The following is a 21,625-nucleotide window of genomic DNA, read 5'->3' as shown; positions in this document are numbered from 1 at the left end:
CCGATTCCTTCACTTTCAGGCCATTTCCACCAGCCGGTGGCTGCCCGTCGCTTCGTAAGGCACATCCCGGAAAAGGTTGAGCCAATCCGGACCGTATAAATTCAGGAAATGCAGCGTGCCGTAGACACGTTCCTGCGGCTTTCCGCCGGGCGCAAGCGAGGAGCGAATCCGGTCCCACTGCCGAAGCGCCGCGTCATGCTGCCGCTCGAACGCTTCCCGGGACCGGCTTTCGAGGTAGGCGATTTGCTCCAGAATTTTGTCCCGGTTGCGCTGCGACAAATCGGCGAGGCCCGGCTGCAGCTTCGAAACCGTCTCGATCACCGGAGCATAGGAGGCGATAAACTGGCTTTTCGCTTGGGCGAACGTGCCGTCCAAATCCCATCGGTCCTGGGCGGCCAGCCACTTGGCCTTCCGCTCCTCCCATTCCTTCATCGCCTGTTCCGGCGTTAAGCCGTATTTGTCCAGCAGCTTGTGCAAGGACGGTTCCATGTAAGTAAACGACTGTCTCGGGACCAAAATCGGCATCTGCATGCCGAACGTCTCGAAAGCGGGTCCGAGCACTCCCCAATAAGCCAGCTCCGAAGGTCCGAGAACGGCGGCCAGCACCGGCAGCAGGAAATCCTGCATGAGCGGCCGGGACAGGGCGTTCGTGCTGAGCCGGTCGGGCGCGTCCTCCGTAAAGGCGAGAAGCTCGTCGCGGGCCAGCGAAACCGTTCCCTTGCGGTCCGTGAAGCGGCCTTCCTCCTTGGAAAGCAGCAGCCTGCCCAAGTCGTGGTGAAGGAACAAGCTCGCGCTGCCCGGAGCGGTCTCCGCCTGAAGGGGATACCCCATCTCCGTCACGGCGCTTTCTCCCCGTCTCAGCGCTTGCTCCAGGTCGTCATTGCGTTCGATCAGTTCGCGGAACATGGGTGCTTCCAGAGCCCGAAGTTCCGGATCGTCCGCGTCCAGCAGCACGAGGCCGTCCTGTCCGAACCATTCGGCCAGCAGCCGGGCGAACGCCAGACTGAGCGTCGGAGAATCGGAAGCGTGGCTCCGGAGCCCGGACAGCAAGCCCGATTTGAATTCCGTGTCGGGCAGCGTGTCCGCCAGCTCCGTCAGCGCCTGCTCCCAGTCCTCGGGCGCAAGCGGGGTGCGGCTCACCGCGCGGCGGAATCCTTCCGGCCGTTCGATGCGGATCCTTCGCGCGCTGCCGTCCGTTTCCTGCACGTAGACATGGTTGGCTTCGTCGAAATCGTGGTCCTCGCCGGCAATCCAAAAAACCGGCACGACCGGACGGCCCAACTGTATTTCCGCGCGGCGCGCGGCCTGGATGACGGTCAAGGCTTTATAGAAAATGAGCAGCGCGCCGCCGAACAAGCCGGCCTGCTGCCCTCCGACGACGACAAGGCTGCCCGGCCGGCCCAGCAGGTCGAGCGAACGCGACGCGGCGGGATGGGCGGGCAGCCGGTTTTGGTATTGTCTCAAAGCGTTGGCGAGCCGTTCCCTGTCGGCGCGCGCCGGCTCCAGGCGGTCGAGCCAATCTGCGCGGCGCCGCCAATCCTCTTCGTTCCCGGGATGGGAGCCGAACAGCGAAACGGTTTGCGGGTCTTGATGCCGGTACCGTTCCGCCAAGGACCGGAGAACCGGCTCTTGCAGCGATATAACTTTCAACGGGCCGTTTCCCCCGATCAGATCAAGTAAGATGCCATTTTTGATTGTACACAACGGGCGAAAACTCGTCAAAGCGGGATAAGGCGCCCGATCCGGCCGTAAACGCTAGCTGGAGGACGGTAAAATCAGTTTTAGCGACATCAGAAGGAGGTATAGGATCGCCATCGCGAAAAAAGACAATCGCCAGATCGCCCGGAAAATTTTCCTCGGATCGATCTTGCCCCGAAGCCGGTTCTGGGCGTTGCCGATGAGTCCGGCTCCGATCAGCATCACGAGCAGGATGAAAAAGAAACCGAAACTGGATCCCGTCAGCGTGCTGAGCAAGGCGGCCACGATGCCGATGAGGAAAACGTTCGTCACGTCCATCGACAGCCGGATCGCCTTCTTCTTATCCATTCCCTTGACGGCGCAAGTAAAATAAACGATCAGAAAAGGGATAAACGGCAATGCAGCCAATACCATGTAAACATCCGTCAGTGCGTTCCACAAACCACTCATACCCCGCGCTCCTTCGGCGATAGGATGGCTTTCACGAGAGCCGTCACTGCGGCGTTCCACGGCGCCTCCATACCCGAAGCCTCGCCCATCCGGCTGACGGCGCCGTTCATGGCGTCGATCTCCGTCTCGCGGCCGGCATCGACGTCCTGAAGCATCGACGAGCGGTTGGCGGCCGTGGCCGTGCAGACCCCGAGCACGGTTTCCCACAGCTCGTCATCGTCGGCATTCCGCAACCCGTGCAGCCGCAGGATCCCTTCCGTCTCCCGGAAAAGCGCCCGCATGGCCGAAAGCCTCTCGGGAGTGGCCGGCAGTTCGCCGTTCGTCACTCTCCAGAGGGCCGTCAGCGGGTTGATAACCGCATTGACGAGCAGCTTCCGCAGCATTCTCTCCCGGATTTGATTCGACACAAAGACGGAAAATCCTGCCTTTTCCAACGCGTTTGCCGCGGCTTCCGGCAAGGACGGTTTCCCGCTATCCGCCGGCGTGTCCGCTTCCGGTTCCCATCGGCCGATCCAGGTTTCCCCCGAGCCGGTATGACGGACGGCCGTTTCCCCGATCCGCAAAGCTCCTTCCGTCGTGACTGCCGCCAGCAGCTCCCTTCCCGGCAGGAAGGAAGCCGCGCGCTCCACATGCCCGATCCCGTTCTGGAACAGCACGATGCCGGCGCCTTCCCCAAGCTTTCTCCTCATCTCGGCCAACAGCGGTTCGTTTAGCGACGTTTGCTTGAGCGCGACCAGCACGATCCCCTCGTAGCCGGGGTGCACATCGCCGAAAGCTGCCGCGTCCAATCGAACCGCTTGCGCCGGATCGCGCCCCGGCTGTTCGATCGAGATTCCCGCCTCCCGGATTTTCGCGGCTTGCCCTTCCGTTCTCGTCCATACCGTTACGGGAACCTCGGCCAACGCCAGCTTCCCCGCCAGCAGCATGCCGAGCGCGCCTCCGCCGAATACCGCCACACCTTTCATCGTTTCCTGCATCCTTCGTCACGTTTTTTCCTATCATACCAAGGATTTCCGTTAAAGTCGCCCGATCGCGGAAAAACGGGGACAAAACGCGAACAACCCGCCCGGGTTTCTCCGTGCAGGTTGTTTGGCGGGATTTCGCCGGCTATTCGATTCGTTCCAGGTTCCCGTTGGCGTCCATTTTGAAACGCGCCCGGTCTTCCTCGGGCTCTTCGGCCAGAAACGCAAGCCGGCGGGCCCTGTCCATGATCCGGATCAGCGCCTTGTAATCGTCGTTGACGACCTGATAGTCGGTCTGGACTTCGTCCACTTCCTTGCTGAGCTTTTCGTTCTGTTCTTTGAATTCTCTCAGCTGTTCGTCCTTCTCTTTCACTTCTTTCTCGAGCTGGCGGATTTGCCGGCTCATATCCTGCACGGTACCCTTCCATTGGCGCAAATACCGGATGATCGCGTCCAGGGATAAAGATTCCGCGGAAAGGAGATCCGCTTTAACGGCGTCCCCGTCCTCGGCGACCAGGCGTTCGGCGCCGGAGATCGAGGAGATGCCCTGTTTTTTCAAATAGTTGCGTTTTTGGCGCTGCTGCTTGGCCATTCCGATCGCTTCATCGTACCGTTTGCGGACGCAGCTGTTCCACCGGAACCCGCAGGCGGCGGAAGTCCTCCCGATGCGCTGGCCCACCTCCTCGAACGCGGCCAATTGCGTGCTGCCGTCCCGAATATGGCGAAGCGTGACCTCCGCCAGGATCAAATCGTCATCCGGGCTCCATGCGTCTTGTCTCACAGCCGTCATGGGATAATCGAGCCTCCTTGCTCCACTTGAATTCGTTCGCTTCTTCATTCATTTCTATGCCCGTAGTAGAATTCATAGAATCTATCGGATACTCCTAGGTATATCCATTTTTCCAACCGCTATACCTTCGGACGAAGGGAGAATCGGCGAAACGCGCATAAGGGCGAAACGCACGGGGAATAATGGTTGCAGGACGAAAAGTTTGCCACTTCGTCACTTCTTGCGGTTTACACCCGCCTGGTGAAAACGGTATAATATGCTGTAGAAATCGGGTGGATTGGAAGAGAGGGGGATACTTCGTGGCACGTATGTTCCGGGTTTTGGGCTTCTGGACGCTTGCGATCGCCCTCATGGCATTCGCGGGCGACATGTACGAAATGGCGCTGTTGTTCTTCATTCAGACGGCCGTGTTTTTCCTGGTCGGCTACTTGAACTTCACCGAACGCGCATACTTAATGATGTTCTGGGGCTATATGGTCGTGGCGTTCGTCGCCTTCACCTATTGGTCCGTATTCGAAATGGGCCTGCCGCTGTAACCGCCGGCCGACATGGCGGTACATATACACCGCATAACGCAAAACCTCCCGCCCGGATCGCCGGACGGGAGGTTTTTTCCTTAGCTATAACGATTTGTCCCAAATCTGCACCTTGAACAGCTCGCTCATCCCATCCGACAGTAGAAGCTGGCGGATCGCGCGGTTGCGTCTGGCGACGGGATGGAACGGATCCGCTATCGCGTGATCGGCCAGCTTGGCCAGCACGCCCGACTCCACCAGGAACGCCTTCTGCGTGCCGTACCAACGTTCCCGCCAGCCCGCGGAAGACGCGCGGTCTCGAATCAGTTCAAAATCCACGTGGGCCGTCATATCCTCCTCGCCCGGTCCGCGGAACGGATCTCCATGCGCCCGGTGGCGGCCGTAGCACAGCAGCGTACCGTCCATTCGGTGACGGCCCGTCAATTCGGCGGTCGAGTCCCCGTAATCGATCAGGACGAGAAGCGCATTTCCGAGGCGGGAAGCCAGCTCCACGGTCCAATCGGCGCCGTCCAGGCCGATTTCCGTCGTCTGGCCTTCCGCGAGCGAGACGGATTGCCGCTCCAGCCACTCCGTCAGCCGCGCGTCGCTCGGCTCCGTGAAGCAGTCGGCCAGCTTCGCGCTTTCCTCGTCCCAGCAAACTCCCCGCTCCAGCAGCCGGCCGTCGCTTCTCGTCACGCGATGAACCGGAAAGGCGTCCAGCAGCTCATTGGCGACCACGATCACATGACGGCTTTTCCAGTCCTCCTCGTTCGCCGCCTCAGGAGCCATGATGCGGGCTCTGCCTGAGACGACGGAATCCGCGAGCGCCTCTTCCGCTTGCCGCCGATGCGAAGGGTTGGCGTCCAGCACCGTAAGCGCGAACCGTTCACCGGCGCCGCCCAATGACTTCCACGCTTCGAGCATTTGACTGCCGAGCCGGCCCGTTCCGCCGCCCCAATCGACGACTTCCACTCTCTTTCCGTCCGGAAACGACTCCGAGGCCAGCTCCGCCAATTTCTCGGCCAGCTGCGTCCCCATGATGTCCCCCACGAAAGCGCTCGTATAGAAATCGCCTTCCCGGCCGACGCGGATTTTCCCGGAACGGTAATAGCCGAACTCCGGATGGTACAGGCACAACGCCATATAATCGCGGAACGTGATGCAGGGAACGGAACCGCCGTCCCGCCGCCAACCGTCCCTCGGACGCGACGCGATTTCCCCGCGGACGGCTTCGATCATCGTTTGGACTTGCACGACCTTTCCCCTTCCCTTCCGTCATATTATAATAGACGGACACATATGTTGGACTACCCGCGCCGCCTGCGAGGCCGCCGAAAGGAGGGTCCCGATGCGCCGCCTGACCTGGGCCGCCACGCTCGCGATCATACTGCTGCTCGCCATATCCCGCGCCGCCGCTCCGCTGCCGGCTTACGCCGACCCTCTTCCCGAGGAGACGAAGAAGCTGCTCGAAAAAAGCTTGTCCGTCGTCGAGATCGATCGCGAAATCGGCCGAATCGGCACCCTGAAGCAGGAGACGGAAACGAAAATCGGGCAAAGCGAACAGAAGCTCGCCGAACAGGAAATCGCCATTTCCGCCCAACGGGAGAAAGCCGGAAGGGTGTTGCGGGCTTACTATATGGGCCAAAAGGATTTCGTCCTGTCCGCCCTGCTGAACGCCGGCTCGCTCTCCGAGCTGCTCCGTACCTGGGAAATGATGGACCTCTTGATCAGTTCCGACCGGCAGGTCTTGAACCAATACACCGACCAATACCGCCTTCTGAAAGAAGGCTACGTTTCCCTCCAACAGGACAAAAACGAGCTCGCCGCCGTGGAAGACAATCTTGTAAAGCAGCGCGAAAGGCTGCTCGCCCTGCAGGACGAAATCGACAAGGCACTCGCTTCCAGCGGCGACGAAGCCCATCTCCGCCAAATGATGGCCGAGCTCGAAAGCTATTGGAAAAACGTCGGGCTGTACGAAGTGCGGCGGAACTTCCGGGAGCTCACGACGGCCATGCAGGATCTTCCAAAGTGGATTCAGGAACATCCGGAAACGATGCAGACCAAAGGGTTGAAAACGAAACTGACGATTACGGACAAGCAATTGAACGAGTTCCTGCGCAGCCGCAATCCGGATTTCAAGCAATTCAACATCCGGTTCGAGCAAGACCGCATGGTGCTCACCGGAGACAACGGCGATCTGCAAGTCACGATCGGCGGCCATTATTCGCTGCAAGACGAACCGGAGAACGCCATCGTCTTCCATGTCGATTCCCTGAATTTCAACGGGCTGGATCTGCCGGATACGACCCGGGCGGATCTGGAACGCGAGTTCGACCTGGGCTTCTACCCGCAGAAGCTGATCAAGTTCGTGAAAGCCCAGAGCGTCGCGATCGAGCCGGGGCGGTTAATCGTCGAGCTGAAAGTCGGCTGACGCCTCGCGCCAGCGCCCGATCCATTGCTCGAGTCCGATCGTGCCCGACGTGAATTCTCTCCACAGCTTTTGCAATTCCTGCAGCCGCGCCGGAAGCTCCGGACCGAAGTCTACGGGCGACCGGTAGGGAAACGACGACGAGGAGTTGCCCGGAAATAAGGAGGATACCGAGCTTCCGCTCCGGTATGCGGACCGGTAGACGGGCAGCTTGCCGTTCGTCGACAAATTGTCCGTCTGGACGGACGCGTCGGTCATCGCCGCGATCCACCGGCGGGCGGCATCTTCCGCTTTCGTGCGCGAAGAAATGACGAAGCTGCGCCCCCGCGGCCAAGCGTAGGGCTGCTTCCATGCGGCTCGATCCATCTGCAGGATCACGCTGCCCGCTCCTTCGCGTTCCGAAGTCAGCTTCCTCGCTACCGAGTATGGCAGGATGGCCGAAACGACCGAGCCCGCCGCCAGCGTCTCCGCGATCGCCCGCGAACCGTTCCCGAACGCCGCCCCCTCCCTCTCCCGCTCCAGCAGCGCCATCGCTTCTCCTCTAGGCGTACCGCTCCAAGGATTCCCATTCTCACTCCATAACGTATCCGTACGCTGTCCCGACACCGCCTGCACCCAGGCGAGCAGCGCGAACGGGTCTCCTCCGTCGATTGCCAGCCAGCGTACCGGGTCTTGCAGCGCACGGCTTTTGGCCGCCAGGTCGGACCATTGCGCCAAGTCCTGCGGAGGGGTTGCGGATTCTCCCGTGACCGTCCGCAGCGCCGCAAGGTTCCACACGAGGACATAAGGATCGAAATCTCGCGGCACGGCCCAGATGTAGCCGTTCCATTTGAGCGGCGCGGCTACCGCGTCGAACTGCTCGGCCAGCGCTTCCCCGACGAACGCTCCGTCCGCGGGCATCAAGTAGCCGGAAGAGGCGAACGTTTTCACCCACTCGTTATCGACCAGCATGACATCGGCCGCCTCCCCGATCCGGGAAGCTTGGCCGAACGCCGCGAACGCTTCCTCTGGGGGCGTCCGTTCCAATTCCACCGTCACGTCCGGCAATTGATAGGATTGTCGCTCAATCGTTTTCCGAAAGTATTCGAACTCCTCTTCGTTCAGAGCAGCCGCCACCCGCAAGCGGACGGGCTCTTCCTCCGCGATCGCGGGCAGTGCCGGCTCCTCCGTCTGGCCGGCGGCGGGACGAGGGGGCGAAGAAGCCTCGGGAACCGGAGCGGATGCCCAAGGAGACAGAATCAGGGCGAATAAAAACAAAGGCAGGAATATCAAGGCGATTTTTCGACGGGCCACATCGTTCACCTGATCTTTCGCGTTCTTGCCGTTCTTCCATCCATGATAACAGGACGGCAAGCCGATGTCTTGTTTTTTCCGGAAGCGCTTTACCGGTTATAATGGGAAAAACGCAATCGAACGGAAAAGAGGCCGAAACGGATGAAACGCGTGTACGGATTGGAGATGCGGCTGCCGGAGGGCAAAACGCCGGGCTTTTACGCCCAAATCGTCAAAGGGATCGCGGAACGGACGGTGCTGTACGACCGACACAAGGAATTGCTCATTTTCGGCGATTCGTCCGGCTTGCCAAACGTGCTGGAGCTGCTCGCTCACTACAAAGTGGAAGCCGAACCGGTCGATTTGCTCTGCGCTCCTTCGGAGAACGTACGGGGCACGGACCGGTTCGACGATTTCGCGTTCGTCAGCCGGGAAGGCCGGGCTTACTTCGATTTGGCTTACGCCGCCGCCTTCCGCTTAAACGAGCAAAGGCCGGAAGCGGAAACCGCCCCGGCCTTGATGCAGCTGGAAGAACATTTGCTCGCCGAAATCGTGGAGGGCGACACGCGTTGGCAGGTGATCGAGAGGCAGCTCGCCGACCTCGCGGAACGAGTCGCCCGCGCCTACCATTGTGGTGTCGAGTGGTGGAACCCGGACCGCTTATAACCGTTCCGCCGCCAGCTGGGCCAGGCGCGAACGCTCTCCTTTCTCGAGCGTGACGTGTCCGCTGACGCCTTCCTCTTTGAACCTCTCCACCAAATAGGTCAAACCGTTGCTTTGCGCGTCCAGGTAAGGATGGTCGATCTGCTCCGGGTCCCCGAGCAGCACGATTTTGCTGTTCTCCCCGACGCGGGAGACGATCGTTTTCACCTCGTGTTTACTGAGGTTCTGGGCTTCATCGATGATGATGAATTGGCCGGGGATGGATCGTCCCCGGATATAAGTCAGGGCTTCCACCTGGATGCTGCCGAGCCCCATGAGGATTTTATCGAGGTCCCCGGATTTCTTGGTGTCGAACAAAAACTCCAGATTGTCGTAAATGGGCTGCATCCACGGACGCAGCTTTTCTTCTTTTTCGCCCGGCAAATAGCCGATGTCTTTCCCCATGGGCACGACGGGACGGGCGATCAGGAGCTTCTTGTACTTGTGCTCGTCTTCCACCTTCATCAGTCCCGCCGCGAGGGTGATCAGCGTTTTCCCCGTTCCCGCGCGACCCGACAACGTCACGAGCGGAATCTCGTCGTTCAGCAGCAGCTCGAGCGCCATGCGCTGCTGCGCGTTTCGCGCCGTGATGCCCCAGACGGGATCGTTGCTCAGGTGCAGCGGCTCCAGCCGGCGACCGTCCGGCGTCACCTTCAGCAGCGCCGACTTGGAGGTGCCCAATTCGTCCTTCAGGATGACGAATTCGTTCGGCAGCAGCCGGTTCGCGGTGCCCAAACCGGCTATGTTCAGCGAGCGCTGGTTGTAAAATTCGTCGATGACCGAAGGATGGACGCGCAGCGTTACGTGCCCGTTATACTGGTCGGAATCCGCGCTGATCCGGTCCGTCAAATAATCCTGCGCCGTAATGCCCAGTACGTCGGCTTTCACCCGGACGAGCACGTCTTTGCTGACGAGGATGACCGGCCTGGACTCCTCCTTTTCCTGTTCTTCCATATGGTAATTGAGCGCCACCGCGAGGATGCGGTTGTCGTTGGTCATTTCCCCGAACGATTCCTGGACGCGGACGAATCGGCGGTGGTTCATCTCGACCTTCAGAATGCCCCCGCTTTCCAGCGCCACGCCGTTATGCAAATGCCCTGACGTCCGCATGCGGTCGAGCTCGCGCGATACGAAGCGCGCGTTGCGCCCGATTTCGTCCGCCAGCCGTTTTTTGGAGTCGATCTCCTCCAGCACGACGGACGGAATGATGACCTCGTTCTCCTCGAAAGCAAACATCGCGAGCGGGTCATGAAGCAGCACATTCGTGTCGATGACGTAAATTTTTTTCAACGGTGGTCCCTCCCGGATTCGATGATTCGGACATAGCGCCGTGACTCAGGGGAAATACTAGCAGGGCAAGCCGTCACGGTTCCGGCGATCTCGGGTCCCCGAACGAAGCCGGAACCTGGATTCGGGAGATACTCTGGGGTGGTGATCACAGTTGAAAACATACAGGACATCGGTCCGCGCGTTGTTGCTCGCCGCAGCCGCGGCCGCGGCGCTCAGCGGATGCGCCGCGAATAAGCAAGGAGCGCCGATGCCGAACGGAGGCGTTCAGGTCAGAACGCAGAACGCCGCGTCTCCGGCACCGATCAACACCGCGAACGCGAAGTCGGCCGCGGCGCACTTGGAGGCGCTCGCGAAGCGCATTCACGGCGTGAAAGGCGCCAACTGCGTCGTCTTCGGCAAATACGCCGTCGTCGGCATCGACGTCGATCCGGCCATGGAGCGGTCGCGCGTCGGAACGGTCAAATACGCCGTCGCCGAAGCCTTCCGGAAGGATCCGATCGGGATCAACGCGCTGGTGACCGCCGACATCGACATGGCGCAGCGGCTTCGCGAAATCCGGGCGGACGTCAGGCGCGGTCGCCCCGTCGCCGGATTCGCGGAAGAACTCGCCGACATCGTGGGCCGCATCGTTCCGCAAATTCCGCGGAACATCGTACCGCCGGCGTCGCCGGAAAACACCGGAGCTCCGAACGCGCACGCGCCCGGAAGATGACAGAAAGCCCAGTGAATAAGCTCACTGGGCTTTCTTCATGGCCTCGAACACTTGTCCGTCCAAGCGGTCCGCGGCTCTTTTGTCGTACGTTTTTTCGTATTCGGGTTGAACCGACAGACGGGCGCCATAGAACATGGCGTCGCGCACCGCCGATACTTCGATGTCCACGCACGCCAGCGGGAAAGGCACGCCTTCCAGCTTATCGGCCACGACTTTCGCCTGGCCGTACACGGCATGGACGCTGCCGGCTCCGAACAGCGTAACGCTGACCTCGGCACGCGCCTTCAAGTTCTCGATCAGGCGCGATCTTCCGTCAAGGGCGAAGCGCAGTCGGCCCGTGTCGGGCGCGTAGATCCAGGAGATGGCGCTGGAAGTCGGGCTTCCGCTTTCTGCGTCGACCGTGTGAAGAAGGACGAAGTTCTCGTGCTGGAGCTGGGTGAACAGCGATTCGGGCAATGCCGTTAACGTCTCGGCCATCCGCAGCCCTCCTTCGGCTTAAGATGGCACCATTATAGCACACGCCCTGCCCGCTTTGAAAGCGGCGCAAGTCCCGTTACTCGCTGCCCGCGGCAGCCGTTTCTTGCGGAGCGGCGGAAGTTATCGCGCGGCCTTCCGGCTGCATTTCCTCCTGCAGCGCCTGCTTCGCCTCTTCGAGCTTGGCTTGGTCGAGGTAGACGTAAGGGCTCTTCCATTCTCCGGTCAAGGCGATGAACCGGACGTTCTGGCGGCTGATTCCGAAATAGGTCGAGATCATGTTTTGGATTTGTTCTTTCGGAATGTCGGTTTTGACGTTGTCGCCGACCGCGTCCATGACGTTCCCGATCTTGGTGACGCTGCCGAACGATTTCAGCTTGTCGACGATCGCCCCCAAGACGCGGTCCTGGCGGTCGTTGCGGGCGAAGTCGCTGGAAGGCGCCGTTTCGCCGTTTCTTGATTTCCGGTAACGGACGAAACCGAGCGCGCCTTCCCCGTCGAGCTTCTGGTCGCCTTTCTGCAGGTCGATGTCCGTGCCGTCGGCTTTGTCCCAGTATCTCATGTCCTGGTCGACATACACGTTAACGCCGCCGAGCGCATCGACCACGTCCACGAATCCTTTGAAATCGAGGATCGCGGTATAATCGATTTTAATGCCGCCGAAAAACTTTTCCATCATGCTTCTCATTTGCTCGTTTGCATACTTGCGGGCGCCGTCGCCCGACAGGTTCTCTTCCGTCCGAGCGATCGAGAGGAAACGGGCATAGTAGGCGTTGGCCTTACGCGTCTTGTAGCCGTCCAGGTTAAGGTCCGAATCCCGGGGGACGGACACGACGGTCGCGGTTTTCGTTTTCGGATTGAAAATGGCGGTCATGATGACGTCGGTATTCATGCTTCCCGTCTCTTCCCGCGTGTCCATGCCGAGCAGCAGCAGGCTGATCGGTTTGGATTCGGCGAGCTGATCCTTCGGAACGCTGGAAGCATCGGGATCGGCGACTTTCGTGATGTTTTGGTTGGCTTTGACGTACAAGTAACCGGCATATGACGCAAGCGCCACGATGACGATGGCAAGAAAGGCAAGTACAATCCGCCCGATGCGCCGCGGTTTCCGGGGAGGAGCCGCTTTCGGCGGTTTGGCCGCCTGCTTTCTCATCCTCGGGGGAAGCGACTGGTCGTAACTCATGATGGTCCCTGCTCCTTCTCTTCTTTTTCTTTTTCGTCTCTGCTCAGTATCGGGTTAAGCATCATGTGCTCGGCGGCTTCCCGGTCGAACCAGACGGTCCGTTCGGTGCCTTCCGAGTTGCGATAAGTCACGTAGATTTTGGCGTCGTCCGCCGAAGTGACGTCAAACGACGCCAATCCGTGGTCTTCCGACAAAATTTGCGCGAAAAACGCGGCGGTCTCCCGCGCGGCCGTATCGCCGGGCCGGGAGTCGCACACCAGCTTCATCTGAAGCCAATAGAATAACGCGTCCATCAGGCTCAAAGGCTATTCCTCTCCCTGAATCGAGTTACGGCCGGCCCGGCGCGTTCGTATTGGGCTTGCCGGCTTCGCCGGACGGACGGGAACCGCGCCGCTTATCGTACAGCTGGCGAAGCCGCAGCATGAGCATCATGATGACGGCGACGCCCATGCACTGGATGATCGGAAGTTTATCGATCTGAAGCACCAGCAGCACGAGGCAGCCGATCGCCATGATCAGGTAAACGAGGATCTCCTTAAGAATCGGAAGCCGCCCCATGCGGAAGACGGCATTGAAAATATAGATCGTGAACCCGAGAATCAGCACGTAGCTGATCCATGGATGCTCCGAAAACCAGTGCTGCATCGCGATTCCTCCTTACGTTCCGTCCGTTTCCGGTTATACCCCGGCTTCCGCCATTTTGCGCTGCTTCTCGTAACGGTCGCGTTCGCTCTTGTTCAGCACTTTCTTGCGAAGGCGAATGCTCTTGGGGGTAATTTCGCAATATTCGTCGTCGTTCAGGTATTCCAGCGCTTCTTCCAGAGACATCAAGCGCGGCGCCTTCATTTTCACGGTTTCTTCCTTGTTCGCCGTCCGGATGTTGTTCAGGGCTTTCTCTTTGCAAATGTTGACGATGATGTCGTTGTCGCGGGTATGCTCGCCGACGATCATGCCTTCGTAAACGTCCGTGCCCGGCTCCATGAACAGGATGCCGCGGTCCTCGACCGACAGCATGCCGTACGCGGTGGAGGTGCCCGTCTCGCTTGCGACGAGTACGCCTTGGTGGCGCCCGCCGACCTGGCCGCCGACGACCGGTCCGTAGCTGTCGAACGCGTGGTTCATGACGCCGTAGCCGCGGGTCATCGTCAGGAAGTTGGTGCGGTACCCGATCAGGCCGCGCGCCGGAATGAGGAATTCCAGGCGGACTTGGCCGTTGCCGTTGTTGATCATGTTGACCATCTCCGCTTTGCGGGTGCCGAGGCTTTCCATGACCGCGCCCATGCTTTCTTCCGGCACGTCGATCAGGAGGCGTTCGATCGGCTCGGATTTGACGCCGTCGATTTCCTTGATGATGACTTCCGGTTTCGAAACTTGAAGCTCATAGCCTTCACGGCGCATGTTCTCGATCAGGATGCCGAGGTGCAGCTCGCCGCGGCCGCTGACGACGAACGCGTCGGGGCTGTCCGTTTCCTCCACGCGGAGGCTGACGTCGGTTTCGAGCTCCTTGAACAGGCGCTCGCGCAGCTTGCGGGAAGTGACCCATTTGCCTTCGCGGCCGGCGAACGGGCTGTTGTTGACGATGAACGTCATCTGCAGCGTCGGCTCGTCGATCTTGAGGACGGGCAGCTGCTCCGGATTCGCAGGATCGGCGACCGTTTCGCCGATGTTGATATCTTTCAGGCCCGCCAAAGCGACGATGTCGCCGGCGGCCGCTTCTTCGATTTCGTGTCGCTTCAGCCCTTGGAAGCCGAACAGCTTCTCGATGCGGGATTGGCGCACTTTGCCTTCGTGGTCCATCACGGCCACGACCTGTCCTTGGCGGATCCGTCCGCGGTTGACGCGGCCGATGGCGATCCGTCCGAGGTATTCGTTATAGTCGAGCAGCGTCACCAGGAACTGGAGCGGCTCTTCCGTGTTCTCGGTCGGGTGCGGGATTTTCTCGATGATCGTCTCGTACAGAGGCTCCATCGTGGTACCAAGGACGTCGGGATCCAAGCTCGCGATGCCGTTCAAGCCGGACGCGTATACGACCGGGAAATCGAGCTGCTCGTCGTTCGCTTCGAGCTCGATGAAGAGCTCGAGCACTTCGTCGATGACTTCCGCAGGGCGCGCGGCCGGGCGGTCGATTTTGTTCAGGACGACGACCGGCGTCAGTCCGTGCTGCAGCGCTTTGCGAAGCACGAATTTCGTTTGGGGCATGCAGCCTTCGAAAGCGTCGACGACGAGCAGAACGCCGTCCACCATTTTCATGATCCGCTCGACTTCTCCGCCGAAATCGGCGTGTCCGGGCGTATCGACGATGTTGATGAGGTAGTCCTTATACTGGACAGCGGTGTTTTTGGCCAGGATCGTGATGCCGCGTTCGCGTTCCAGATCGTTCGAGTCCATCGCGCGCTCCTGGACTTGCTCATTGTCGCGGAACGTGCCGGATTGGCGAAGCAGCTGGTCGACGAGCGTCGTTTTGCCATGATCGACGTGGGCGATGATGGCGATATTGCGGATACGGTCTCTCGGATGCATAATGCGGGATTCCACTCCTTAAATTTTCTTATCTCTATTCCCGTTAGGGATTTGTGCCCGATGAATCAGAAAACGCCGACGCGAGGCCGACGTTTCTCAACATGCGCAGAATTCGAGCCGGTATGCAGGTTTTAGACAGCCCTTCCGGTCGACATCCCTTCTATTATACGCCACGCTTCATGAAAAGCCAAGGTAACATTTTCATGCGGCGCGCTCGCGATCAGTACAGCGGGTATTTCTGCCGGAGATCTTCCCGGTGCAGCACGTTCGAGTCCTCCCGGATGTAATGGCAGACATAGGAGCGGCGCCAGCGGTCCCGACTCCGGTTTTTATTGGAAGAGTGGATAAGCAGCTCGCTGAAAAACAGGATGTCCCCCTTCTCCATGACGACGGGAATTTGGCGGGTCGTATCGACGCCTTCCGTCTCTTCCGTCCAAGGCTCGTGCTCCTCGATGTTTTTCACCGCTCCGTGGGGCAGCAAGCCCAGCTTATGCGTGCCCGGCATGACCCAAAGGCAGCCGTTCTCCTCGTCGACCGACTCCTCCATCGCGGTCCACGCGGCAATCATCGTCATCGGATCGTTTTTGATATAGTAGTAGTCCTGATGCGCCGCCTGGCCCGGTGAACCCGGCTCCTTGTAGAAGTACATGCTTTGGACGCACACGGCCTCCATGCCCATCAATTGCGCCAGCGCGCCCCGCACGATCGCGTTCTTCATCAGCTGCCGCGAGAAGCTGTCGTTCTGGTGGGGGTTAAACAGCCGCAGCGAAAACCGTTTGGCGGGATCGACCGCCGCCCATTCGGGCATCTGATCCTGGTTGCGGATATCGTAAATGTGTCCGTTAAAGGCATCGATCAGGTCAGCCGACATTCCCTTCTTGAACAGCAAGTATCCCTGTTCCCGGAAAAAATCGATTTGCTCCTGCGTGAGCGGAGTCAGCGGCTTCGTGTACGTAACGTTGTGCATGCGGATTTCCCCTTTGGACGGATTGGAAGACTCGCTTTGAGCATACTGCCGGGGAAACCGCGCCACAATGGCTGTGAATGGCCAAAATGTGTCCATGATTGATTTCGGGGCGCGTGCCTCTTAAAATGGACCCAAAGGGGTGAGACTCCGTGATGGCGCAAAGTGAGTTGGACATTCCGTTCGAGGCGGTTCGCAGCGCTTCCGCCGGTTCGGTCGTGTATCCTCCGGGAGGCCGGTTCGGCCCCCGCATCCAGCAAGACCTGCAGCTCGTCATGCTCTATACGGGCGAAATGACGGTGGCGATAGACGGGCGCGAGCTTCATGTCGGCCCCGGGCATGTCGCATTGCTGAAGCCGGGACACGAGGAATCGTTCGTCTTTTCGAAAACGGAGGATACCTGGCACCGATGGATCGCCGTCCACGTCCCGGAGCTCGCCTCCCGCACGATGGAAGAGATCCGAAGGCTGCCGGAGTTTCTGCCGTTGACCGAAGAAATGAACCGGCTCGTCGATCTCATGTTGAACCTGCAGCCTCAATCGCCGCCGGACGCCCCGTTGCTGCTTAGCTTGGGCTTGGCCGCCTTGCATCTGTATCCGTCGGTGTCCTCCATGGCCATTCAACGGGAAAAGCATCCCGCCGTATATGCCGCGCTCGCCTGGATCCGCGGCCATTTCCACGAAGACGTGTCGCTTGCCGATATCGCCGCGGGGTCCGGCGTCTCCCCGGAACACCTGGTTCGCCTGTTCAAGCGGTTCGAGCGGACGACTCCCGTTTCCTATCTGTGGCGTTGCAGGGTCGAACGGGCGGTCGAGCTCCTCACCAATACCGGCCTGAGCGTGTCGGAAATCGCCCACCGCTGCGGGTTTAAAACCTCGCACCACCTGGCCCGCCTGATCAAGCGGGGTACGGGCAGGACCGCTACGGAAATCCGCCGGTGGTCGTGGAGCGGATTCCGGAAATCGTAACGCCTGAACGAAAAAAGCCGCCCGCTCCCATGAGCGGACGGCTTGTCCCGTTGTTACCAAATGCGCGGGCGCCGGAGCACCAGCCAGGCGCCGAATCCGATCAGCGCGAGCGCCAGCAAATAAATCCCCCAGGTCCACAAGAGCGTCATGCCGAACAGGACGAGGGAAAACACGGCCAAGCCGATCGAAGCCGTCCACAACGTCTTCGAGCGCGAATAGCCGAACACGTAATATTCGTAGAGACCGACGGCGACCGCGAACGGAAAGAAAGGCCACAGGTATTTCATCAAATCCCACCCGAACCAGTTGCCGATCAGCAGAATGACCGATACGACCGTCAGAATGCCCGCCGGCACCAGCGCCACGGAAGGAACCATTCTCCCGAAATATAGCACGTGAAGCAGCACGCCCGGTACGAGAATGAATAATGGCCAAAAAACGCTGCCGATAAAAGCGAATACTCCCCACTTGCCCAACAGAATGACCAATCCCGCGGCCAACACCAAAACGCCCACTGCGGCGGATTGCTTGTTCACGACGGTTCCCCCACTTCATAGACAGACTCTCGGACGCAGAAACCGTTGTCGGTTTATGACATCTTTTTCTTCTTAGTGTACTGGAAGTCCGGGGAAAAAACCAGTCGCGAAATAGGCGGGCATCCTTTTCTTCTTTCGCCCCTTCCGACTATGAATTCCGGGTTCGTCTGATGACGAGCGCAGCGCCCAGCAGTACGGCGGCCGCAACGTACGGCAGCGACTTCTGCCCTTCCCCCGCAAAGGCGGGAATGAGCCGCGCAAGCCCCTCGTCGTGGAGCATCATTTCCCCAGCGGTATAGGCAAGGAGCGCTCCGCCCGCGTAAGTTAATCCGGGCAGCCGGTCCAACAGTCGCATAATAAAAGAGCTCCCCCAAATGATAATCGGAATGCTCATGACGATCCCGATGACGAGCATCGCCACATCCCCGTCGGCCACCGCGGCGACCGCGAGCACGTTGTCCAGGCTCATGACGAAGTCGGCGGCGACGATCGTCCATACGGCGCCGGCAAGACTGGAGGCGGACGGCGTCCGGGTGTCGTGCCCGCCCCTCTCGAGCATCAGCTTGAGCGCGATTCCAAACAGCAGCAACGCCCCCGCCGTCTGCAGGAATGGCACGCCCAGCATCGCGACGGCGCCTAATGTAAGTACGCAGCGAAGCAACACGGCGGCCGCCGCGCCCCACCATACCGCTTTGCGGCGCTGCGGGAGAGGCAGTCGGCGCGCGGCCAGCGCGATGACGACGGCGTTGTCTCCGCTCAGCAGCAAGTTGATCAGCGTGATCTCCAGGAAAACGAAAAGACGGTCCAGCAGCTCCATTCCGGGCACCTCCTCCTAACAGATGTATGTACAAGCCCGATTGGATATGTGAACGGAAATATGAATCCTTTTGTCGCATCGGACGTATTAGTCACTGCAAAGAGGTTAGGGGGAACGAAAGTGGACTGGATTTCAGGATTCATTTCAGATTTGGGGACGCTGCAGTTTTGGTCCTCGCTGCTCACCATCGTGTTCATCGATCTGCTGCTGGCGGGAGACAACGCGATCGTGATCGGCCTTGCAGCTCGCAATTTGCCGAAGGAAACCCAGAAAAAAGCGATTCTATGGGGCACCGCCGGGGCGGTCGGCATTCGGATTCTCGCCACGGTGCTGGTCGTTTGGCTGCTCGAAATTCCTTTCCTGCTCGCGCTGGGAGGCGTGGTCCTCGTTTGGATCGCCTACAAGCTGCTTGTGCAGGAAGACCAGCATGATAACATCAAACCCGCGGCGACGCTCATGGCCTCCATTCGGACGATCATTATCGCCGACGCGGCGATGGGGCTCGACAATGTGATCGCGGTAGCCGGAGCGGCACACGGCAGCTTCGAGCTGGTCGTACTAGGCTTGCTGATCAGCATACCGATCGTCGTCTGGGGAAGCACGCTGTTCATTAAGATCATCGACCGTTACAAATGGATCATCTATGCCGGTTCCGGCGTACTTGCCTACACGGCAGCCAAGATGATTACGCACGAGAAACGCTTCGCGGACTTTTTCGGCGACAATCCGGCGCTGGCTTGGACGTTTCAAGCGGCCATCGTCGCTCTGGTCATCGTCGCGGGAATATGGACGAATGCCGTGAAGGCACGACAAGTACAAAACAAAAGCAGGGAAACGCTATAACGCGTTCCCTGCTTTATCTTCATCCCCCAAAAGTGACGCGAACCTCCGAAGCTTATTCCGATTACTTTTGGGGGAGCCCCCGTTTTATTTATTTAGAACCATTTATCTTCAGCAGCCGCCGGAGCATCCGAGCGGCTGTTTTCGGTCAGCACGACCGTCTCCGTCCCGTTTACCGCCTCGTCCACCAGCCGTTCCAGTTCGGCGCCGAGCTGGCTTTCGATTTTGAGCACGATGCCCAAGTTCGGGTTTGTCGCCGGCGATTTCGGCACGAACAGCGTGCAGCAGTCCTCGTAAGGCAAAATCGACGTTTCGTAAGTACGGAGCTTCTCGGCGATTCGAATGATTTCGAGCTTGTCCATCATGACGAGCGGCCGCAGCAACGGCAGCGACGTATCCCGGCCGATGACGTTCATGCTGCCGAGCGTCTGGCTGGCGACCTGCCCCAGGCTGTCCCCGGTCACGATCGCCAGCGCGCCGCGTTTTGCCGCCAGCTTTTCCGCGATTTTGAGCATCGAGCGGCGCATGAGCGTAATGATCAGATGTTCCTGGCCGGTTTGCGCAAGTTTCGTCTGCAGCTCCGTGAACGGAACGAGATGCAGCTTGATCGAACCGCCGTAATACGCCAATCTCTGGGCCAGCGTGACGACCTTTTCTTTCGCCTGCTCGCTGGTGAACGGGTAGCTGTGAAAATGGACCGCTTCGATCTCCAAGCCTTTGCGCATCGCCATCCAGCCCGCCACGGGACTGTCGATGCCGCCGGACAGCAGGAGCATGGCTTTTCCGTTCATGCCGAGCGGGAAGCCGCCCGCCGCCTGCTCGACCGACGCGTACACGTACGTGCCTTCCGGTTGGATGTCTACCTTCAGCTCGGTGTCCGGATTCCGGACATCCACCTTGAGATCCGGCGTATTGCGCAGCACGTGGGCGCCGACCAGATGGTTCATTTCCTGAGAGTCGTGCGGGTAGGCTTTCCAGGCCCGCCGAACCGTCATTTTGAACGTTTTGGGCGCGGGCTCGACCTGCCGGATCGCTTGAAGCGCCGTTTCCCGGATGTCCTGGAGGTCATGCCCGCAGCGGATGACCCGGCTGAACGACACAATGCCGAAAACGTCCTTCAAACGCTCGGCCGCCGGCTCATAAGGTTCTCCGTTCAGTTGAATGTACAGGCGCCCGAACGTCTTCGTGTATTTTAAGGCCGGATAAGCGGCCAGCGCTTGCTTGACTTGCCGTACTAACATATCTTCGAACCGTCCGCGGTTCCGCCCTTTGATCGTCAGCTCCCCGAAGCGGACCAAAATCCAATCCTCTTTCATCCCCTGCTCCTCTCCAGCGGCTTCAATTTGTCCACCGTCATGCGCAGCCGCTCGCCGAGGGTGTCGATATCCCGTTCGTCATGCTCGTCGCCGAAGCTGATGCGGATGCTTCCGGACGCCCGGTCTTCCCCTAAGCCCATGGAGGACAGCACGCGGCTGGGCTGCAGGCTTTTGGAAGAGCAGGCGGATTGGGTGGAAACGAGCACGCCGTGTTTCTCCAGCATGTGAACGAGCACCTCGGGCCTCATGCCCGGGTACGACAGGTTGACGACGTGCGGCGAAGTCTTCTCCTCTTCTTCCGCTCCGTAACCGTTCAAGACGAGTTCCGGTATCGTCGACGCCAGCTCCAGAAGCCTGCGCCGCAGCCGGAACATCCGCTCCCTTCTTTCCGGCATGGACTCCGTCGCGAGCCGGAACGCCTGTGCCATGCCGACGATGCCCGGCACGTTGTGGGTTCCTCCGCGGACGCCCGCCTCCTGCGACCCGCCGGCCAGCAAGGGCGCAAGCGCCAAGCCCTCTCGAACGAGCAGGAACCCGACGCCCTTCGGCCCTTGGAATTTGTGGGCGGAGGCGCTGTACATGTCGATTCCCCATTCCCGGAACCGAACCGGCACTTTTCCGATCGCCTGAACGCCGTCGACGTGAAAACGGACCTGCGGATAGCGCGCGAGCGCTTCCCCGATCTCCCGGATCGGTTGAACCGTGCCGGTCTCGTTGTTCACGTGCATGACGCTGACGAGCGCCGTGTCCGCCCTCAGCGCCGCGGTCACGTCCTCGACCCGGACGCTTCCGTAACGGTCGACGGGTAGCCAGGTCACCTCCACGCCTTGCTCTTCGAGCTGCTTCGCGCAGCGGTAAACCGAGGCGTGTTCGACGGAAGAAACGATGACGTGTTTGGCCGAACGGGCAAGCGACCCGATCGTGCCTTTAAGCGCAAGATTGTTGCTTTCCGTGCCTCCGGAGGTGAATACCACTTCGTCGGGCTTCACCCGGAAGCCGGCGGCGATTCCCGCGCGGGCGCGATCGACGAGCTTCATGGCTTCGGCACCCGCCCGGTGCAGCGCGGCAGCGTTGGCAAAGTGGATTTTCATGACCTCGAGGACGGTTTCGGCAACCCGTCCATGTATCGGCGTTGAGGCGCAGTGGTCGAAATAGAGCGTATCCATGTGTTCCCGCCTATCTATGTCC

At 59.9% G+C, this 21,625-nt stretch carries 23 protein-coding genes; 6 read left to right on the top strand and 17 right to left on the bottom strand.

The annotated features are described in order from the left end of the window. Window positions 1-15 precede the first annotated feature (15 nt). The 4 genes from bshC to EAV92_RS03905 all read right to left on the bottom strand — a co-directional run bounded on the left by bshC (window position 16) and on the right by EAV92_RS03905 (window position 3,900). Window positions 16-1,650, bottom strand: coding sequence for a bacillithiol biosynthesis cysteine-adding enzyme BshC (bshC, locus tag EAV92_RS03920; protein WP_164472625.1), 1,635 nt, complete (start codon window positions 1,648-1,650; stop codon window positions 16-18). 105 nt (window positions 1,651-1,755) lie between these two features. Continuing rightward, window positions 1,756-2,148, bottom strand: a complete 393-nt coding sequence (locus EAV92_RS03915; RefSeq protein WP_123039854.1) for a DUF3397 domain-containing protein — start codon at window positions 2,146-2,148, stop codon at window positions 1,756-1,758. Beyond that, window positions 2,145-3,113, bottom strand: coding sequence for a ketopantoate reductase family protein (locus EAV92_RS03910; protein WP_164472624.1), 969 nt, complete (start codon window positions 3,111-3,113; stop codon window positions 2,145-2,147). Before EAV92_RS03910 ends, EAV92_RS03915 begins: the two co-directional genes overlap by 4 nt. 142 nt (window positions 3,114-3,255) lie before the next feature. Next, a complete protein-coding gene (locus EAV92_RS03905) occupies window positions 3,256-3,900 on the bottom strand; it encodes an RsfA family transcriptional regulator (RefSeq protein WP_123039852.1) in 645 nt (214 codons plus the stop codon). A gap of 299 nt (window positions 3,901-4,199) precedes the next feature. On the opposite strand from EAV92_RS03905, the gene EAV92_RS03900 reads away from it, so the two are divergent. Continuing rightward, window positions 4,200-4,436: a DUF2626 family protein gene (locus EAV92_RS03900; RefSeq protein WP_123039851.1), complete on the top strand. Its 237-nt coding sequence runs from the start codon at window positions 4,200-4,202 to the stop codon at window positions 4,434-4,436. Between the two features lie 84 nt (window positions 4,437-4,520). Here the strand turns inward: EAV92_RS03900 and EAV92_RS03895 are convergent, their stop codons facing one another. After that, window positions 4,521-5,669 (bottom strand): class I SAM-dependent methyltransferase, encoded by a 1,149-nt coding sequence (locus tag EAV92_RS03895; protein ID WP_123039850.1) that lies wholly within the window; start codon window positions 5,667-5,669, stop codon window positions 4,521-4,523. A gap of 94 nt (window positions 5,670-5,763) precedes the next feature. On the opposite strand from EAV92_RS03895, the gene EAV92_RS03890 reads away from it, so the two are divergent. Beyond that, a complete protein-coding gene (locus EAV92_RS03890) occupies window positions 5,764-6,846 on the top strand; it encodes a coiled-coil domain-containing protein (RefSeq protein ID WP_123039849.1) in 1,083 nt (360 codons plus the stop codon). On the opposite strand, the gene EAV92_RS03885 is transcribed toward EAV92_RS03890, so the two are convergent. Further along, on the bottom strand, window positions 6,820-8,136 hold the full coding sequence (locus tag EAV92_RS03885) for an extracellular solute-binding protein (RefSeq protein ID WP_164472623.1): 1,317 nt from the start codon (window positions 8,134-8,136) through the stop codon (window positions 6,820-6,822). The two genes, EAV92_RS03890 and EAV92_RS03885, sit on opposite strands and share 27 nt — an antisense overlap. Window positions 8,137-8,277: 141 nt before the next feature. On the opposite strand from EAV92_RS03885, the gene EAV92_RS03880 reads away from it, so the two are divergent. After that, entirely contained in the window at window positions 8,278-8,781 is a 504-nt protein-coding gene (locus EAV92_RS03880) for a hypothetical protein (RefSeq protein WP_123039847.1), read from the top strand. On the opposite strand, the gene EAV92_RS03875 is transcribed toward EAV92_RS03880, so the two are convergent. Next, a complete protein-coding gene (locus EAV92_RS03875; RefSeq protein WP_123039846.1) occupies window positions 8,776-10,107 on the bottom strand; it encodes a PhoH family protein in 1,332 nt (443 codons plus the stop codon). The two genes, EAV92_RS03880 and EAV92_RS03875, sit on opposite strands and share 6 nt — an antisense overlap. Before the next feature lie 151 nt (window positions 10,108-10,258). On the opposite strand from EAV92_RS03875, the gene EAV92_RS03870 reads away from it, so the two are divergent. Continuing rightward, on the top strand, window positions 10,259-10,819 hold the full coding sequence (locus tag EAV92_RS03870) for a YhcN/YlaJ family sporulation lipoprotein (RefSeq protein WP_241158434.1): 561 nt from the start codon (window positions 10,259-10,261) through the stop codon (window positions 10,817-10,819). Window positions 10,820-10,840: 21 nt separating this feature from the next. Here EAV92_RS03870 and EAV92_RS03865 read toward each other — a convergent pair whose 3' ends face one another. The 6 genes from EAV92_RS03865 to EAV92_RS03840 all read right to left on the bottom strand — a co-directional run bounded on the left by EAV92_RS03865 (window position 10,841) and on the right by EAV92_RS03840 (window position 15,963). Continuing rightward, entirely contained in the window at window positions 10,841-11,296 is a 456-nt protein-coding gene (locus EAV92_RS03865) for a pyridoxamine 5'-phosphate oxidase family protein (RefSeq protein ID WP_123039845.1), read from the bottom strand. Window positions 11,297-11,372: 76 nt separating this feature from the next. After that, the gene (locus EAV92_RS03860; protein ID WP_123039844.1) at window positions 11,373-12,476 is read right to left on the bottom strand and encodes an LCP family protein; all 1,104 of its coding nucleotides are present in this window, start codon (window positions 12,474-12,476) and stop codon (window positions 11,373-11,375) included. Further along, complete coding sequence (locus tag EAV92_RS03855) at window positions 12,473-12,778, bottom strand: hypothetical protein (RefSeq protein WP_420888802.1); 306 nt, start codon at window positions 12,776-12,778, stop codon at window positions 12,473-12,475. Before EAV92_RS03855 ends, EAV92_RS03860 begins: the two co-directional genes overlap by 4 nt. 25 nt (window positions 12,779-12,803) lie before the next feature. After that, window positions 12,804-13,121, bottom strand: coding sequence for a YlaH-like family protein (locus EAV92_RS03850; RefSeq protein ID WP_123039843.1), 318 nt, complete (start codon window positions 13,119-13,121; stop codon window positions 12,804-12,806). A 33-nt stretch (window positions 13,122-13,154) separates the two neighbouring features. Continuing rightward, a complete protein-coding gene (gene typA, locus EAV92_RS03845; protein WP_123039842.1) occupies window positions 13,155-14,996 on the bottom strand; it encodes a translational GTPase TypA in 1,842 nt (613 codons plus the stop codon). Between the two features lie 220 nt (window positions 14,997-15,216). Continuing rightward, window positions 15,217-15,963: a phytanoyl-CoA dioxygenase family protein gene (locus EAV92_RS03840; protein WP_123039841.1), complete on the bottom strand. Its 747-nt coding sequence runs from the start codon at window positions 15,961-15,963 to the stop codon at window positions 15,217-15,219. A 152-nt stretch (window positions 15,964-16,115) separates the two neighbouring features. Here EAV92_RS03840 and EAV92_RS03835 point away from each other — a divergent pair, with 152 nt between their 5' ends. Further along, window positions 16,116-16,928: an AraC family transcriptional regulator gene (locus EAV92_RS03835; protein ID WP_123039840.1), complete on the top strand. Its 813-nt coding sequence runs from the start codon at window positions 16,116-16,118 to the stop codon at window positions 16,926-16,928. 53 nt (window positions 16,929-16,981) lie between these two features. On the opposite strand, the gene EAV92_RS03830 is transcribed toward EAV92_RS03835, so the two are convergent. Both EAV92_RS03830 and EAV92_RS03825 read right to left on the bottom strand, forming a co-directional pair. Then, window positions 16,982-17,464 carry a hypothetical protein gene (locus EAV92_RS03830; protein ID WP_123039839.1) on the bottom strand — a complete coding sequence of 161 codons (483 nt, stop codon included), beginning with the start codon at window positions 17,462-17,464 and terminating at the stop codon, window positions 16,982-16,984. 148 nt (window positions 17,465-17,612) lie between these two features. Then, on the bottom strand, window positions 17,613-18,281 hold the full coding sequence (locus tag EAV92_RS03825; protein WP_123039838.1) for a TerC family protein: 669 nt from the start codon (window positions 18,279-18,281) through the stop codon (window positions 17,613-17,615). 120 nt (window positions 18,282-18,401) lie between these two features. Here EAV92_RS03825 and EAV92_RS03820 point away from each other — a divergent pair, with 120 nt between their 5' ends. Then, window positions 18,402-19,124 carry a TerC family protein gene (locus tag EAV92_RS03820; protein WP_241158433.1) on the top strand — a complete coding sequence of 241 codons (723 nt, stop codon included), beginning with the start codon at window positions 18,402-18,404 and terminating at the stop codon, window positions 19,122-19,124. 92 nt (window positions 19,125-19,216) lie between these two features. Here the strand turns inward: EAV92_RS03820 and thiI are convergent, their stop codons facing one another. Both thiI and EAV92_RS03810 read right to left on the bottom strand, forming a co-directional pair. Beyond that, window positions 19,217-20,437: a tRNA uracil 4-sulfurtransferase ThiI gene (gene thiI / locus EAV92_RS03815; RefSeq protein WP_123039836.1), complete on the bottom strand. Its 1,221-nt coding sequence runs from the start codon at window positions 20,435-20,437 to the stop codon at window positions 19,217-19,219. Then, window positions 20,434-21,603, bottom strand: coding sequence for a cysteine desulfurase family protein (locus tag EAV92_RS03810; protein ID WP_123039835.1), 1,170 nt, complete (start codon window positions 21,601-21,603; stop codon window positions 20,434-20,436). The genes thiI and EAV92_RS03810 overlap by 4 nt, the downstream gene beginning before the upstream one ends. Window positions 21,604-21,625: the final 22 nt, after the last annotated feature.

Origin of the sequence: Cohnella candidum (genome assembly GCF_003713065.1) — a bacterium.
In the GTDB taxonomy this organism is placed as follows: Bacteria; Bacillota; Bacilli; order Paenibacillales; family Paenibacillaceae; genus Cohnella; species Cohnella candidum.
This window is presented reverse-complemented; position numbering and strand designations above follow the sequence as displayed.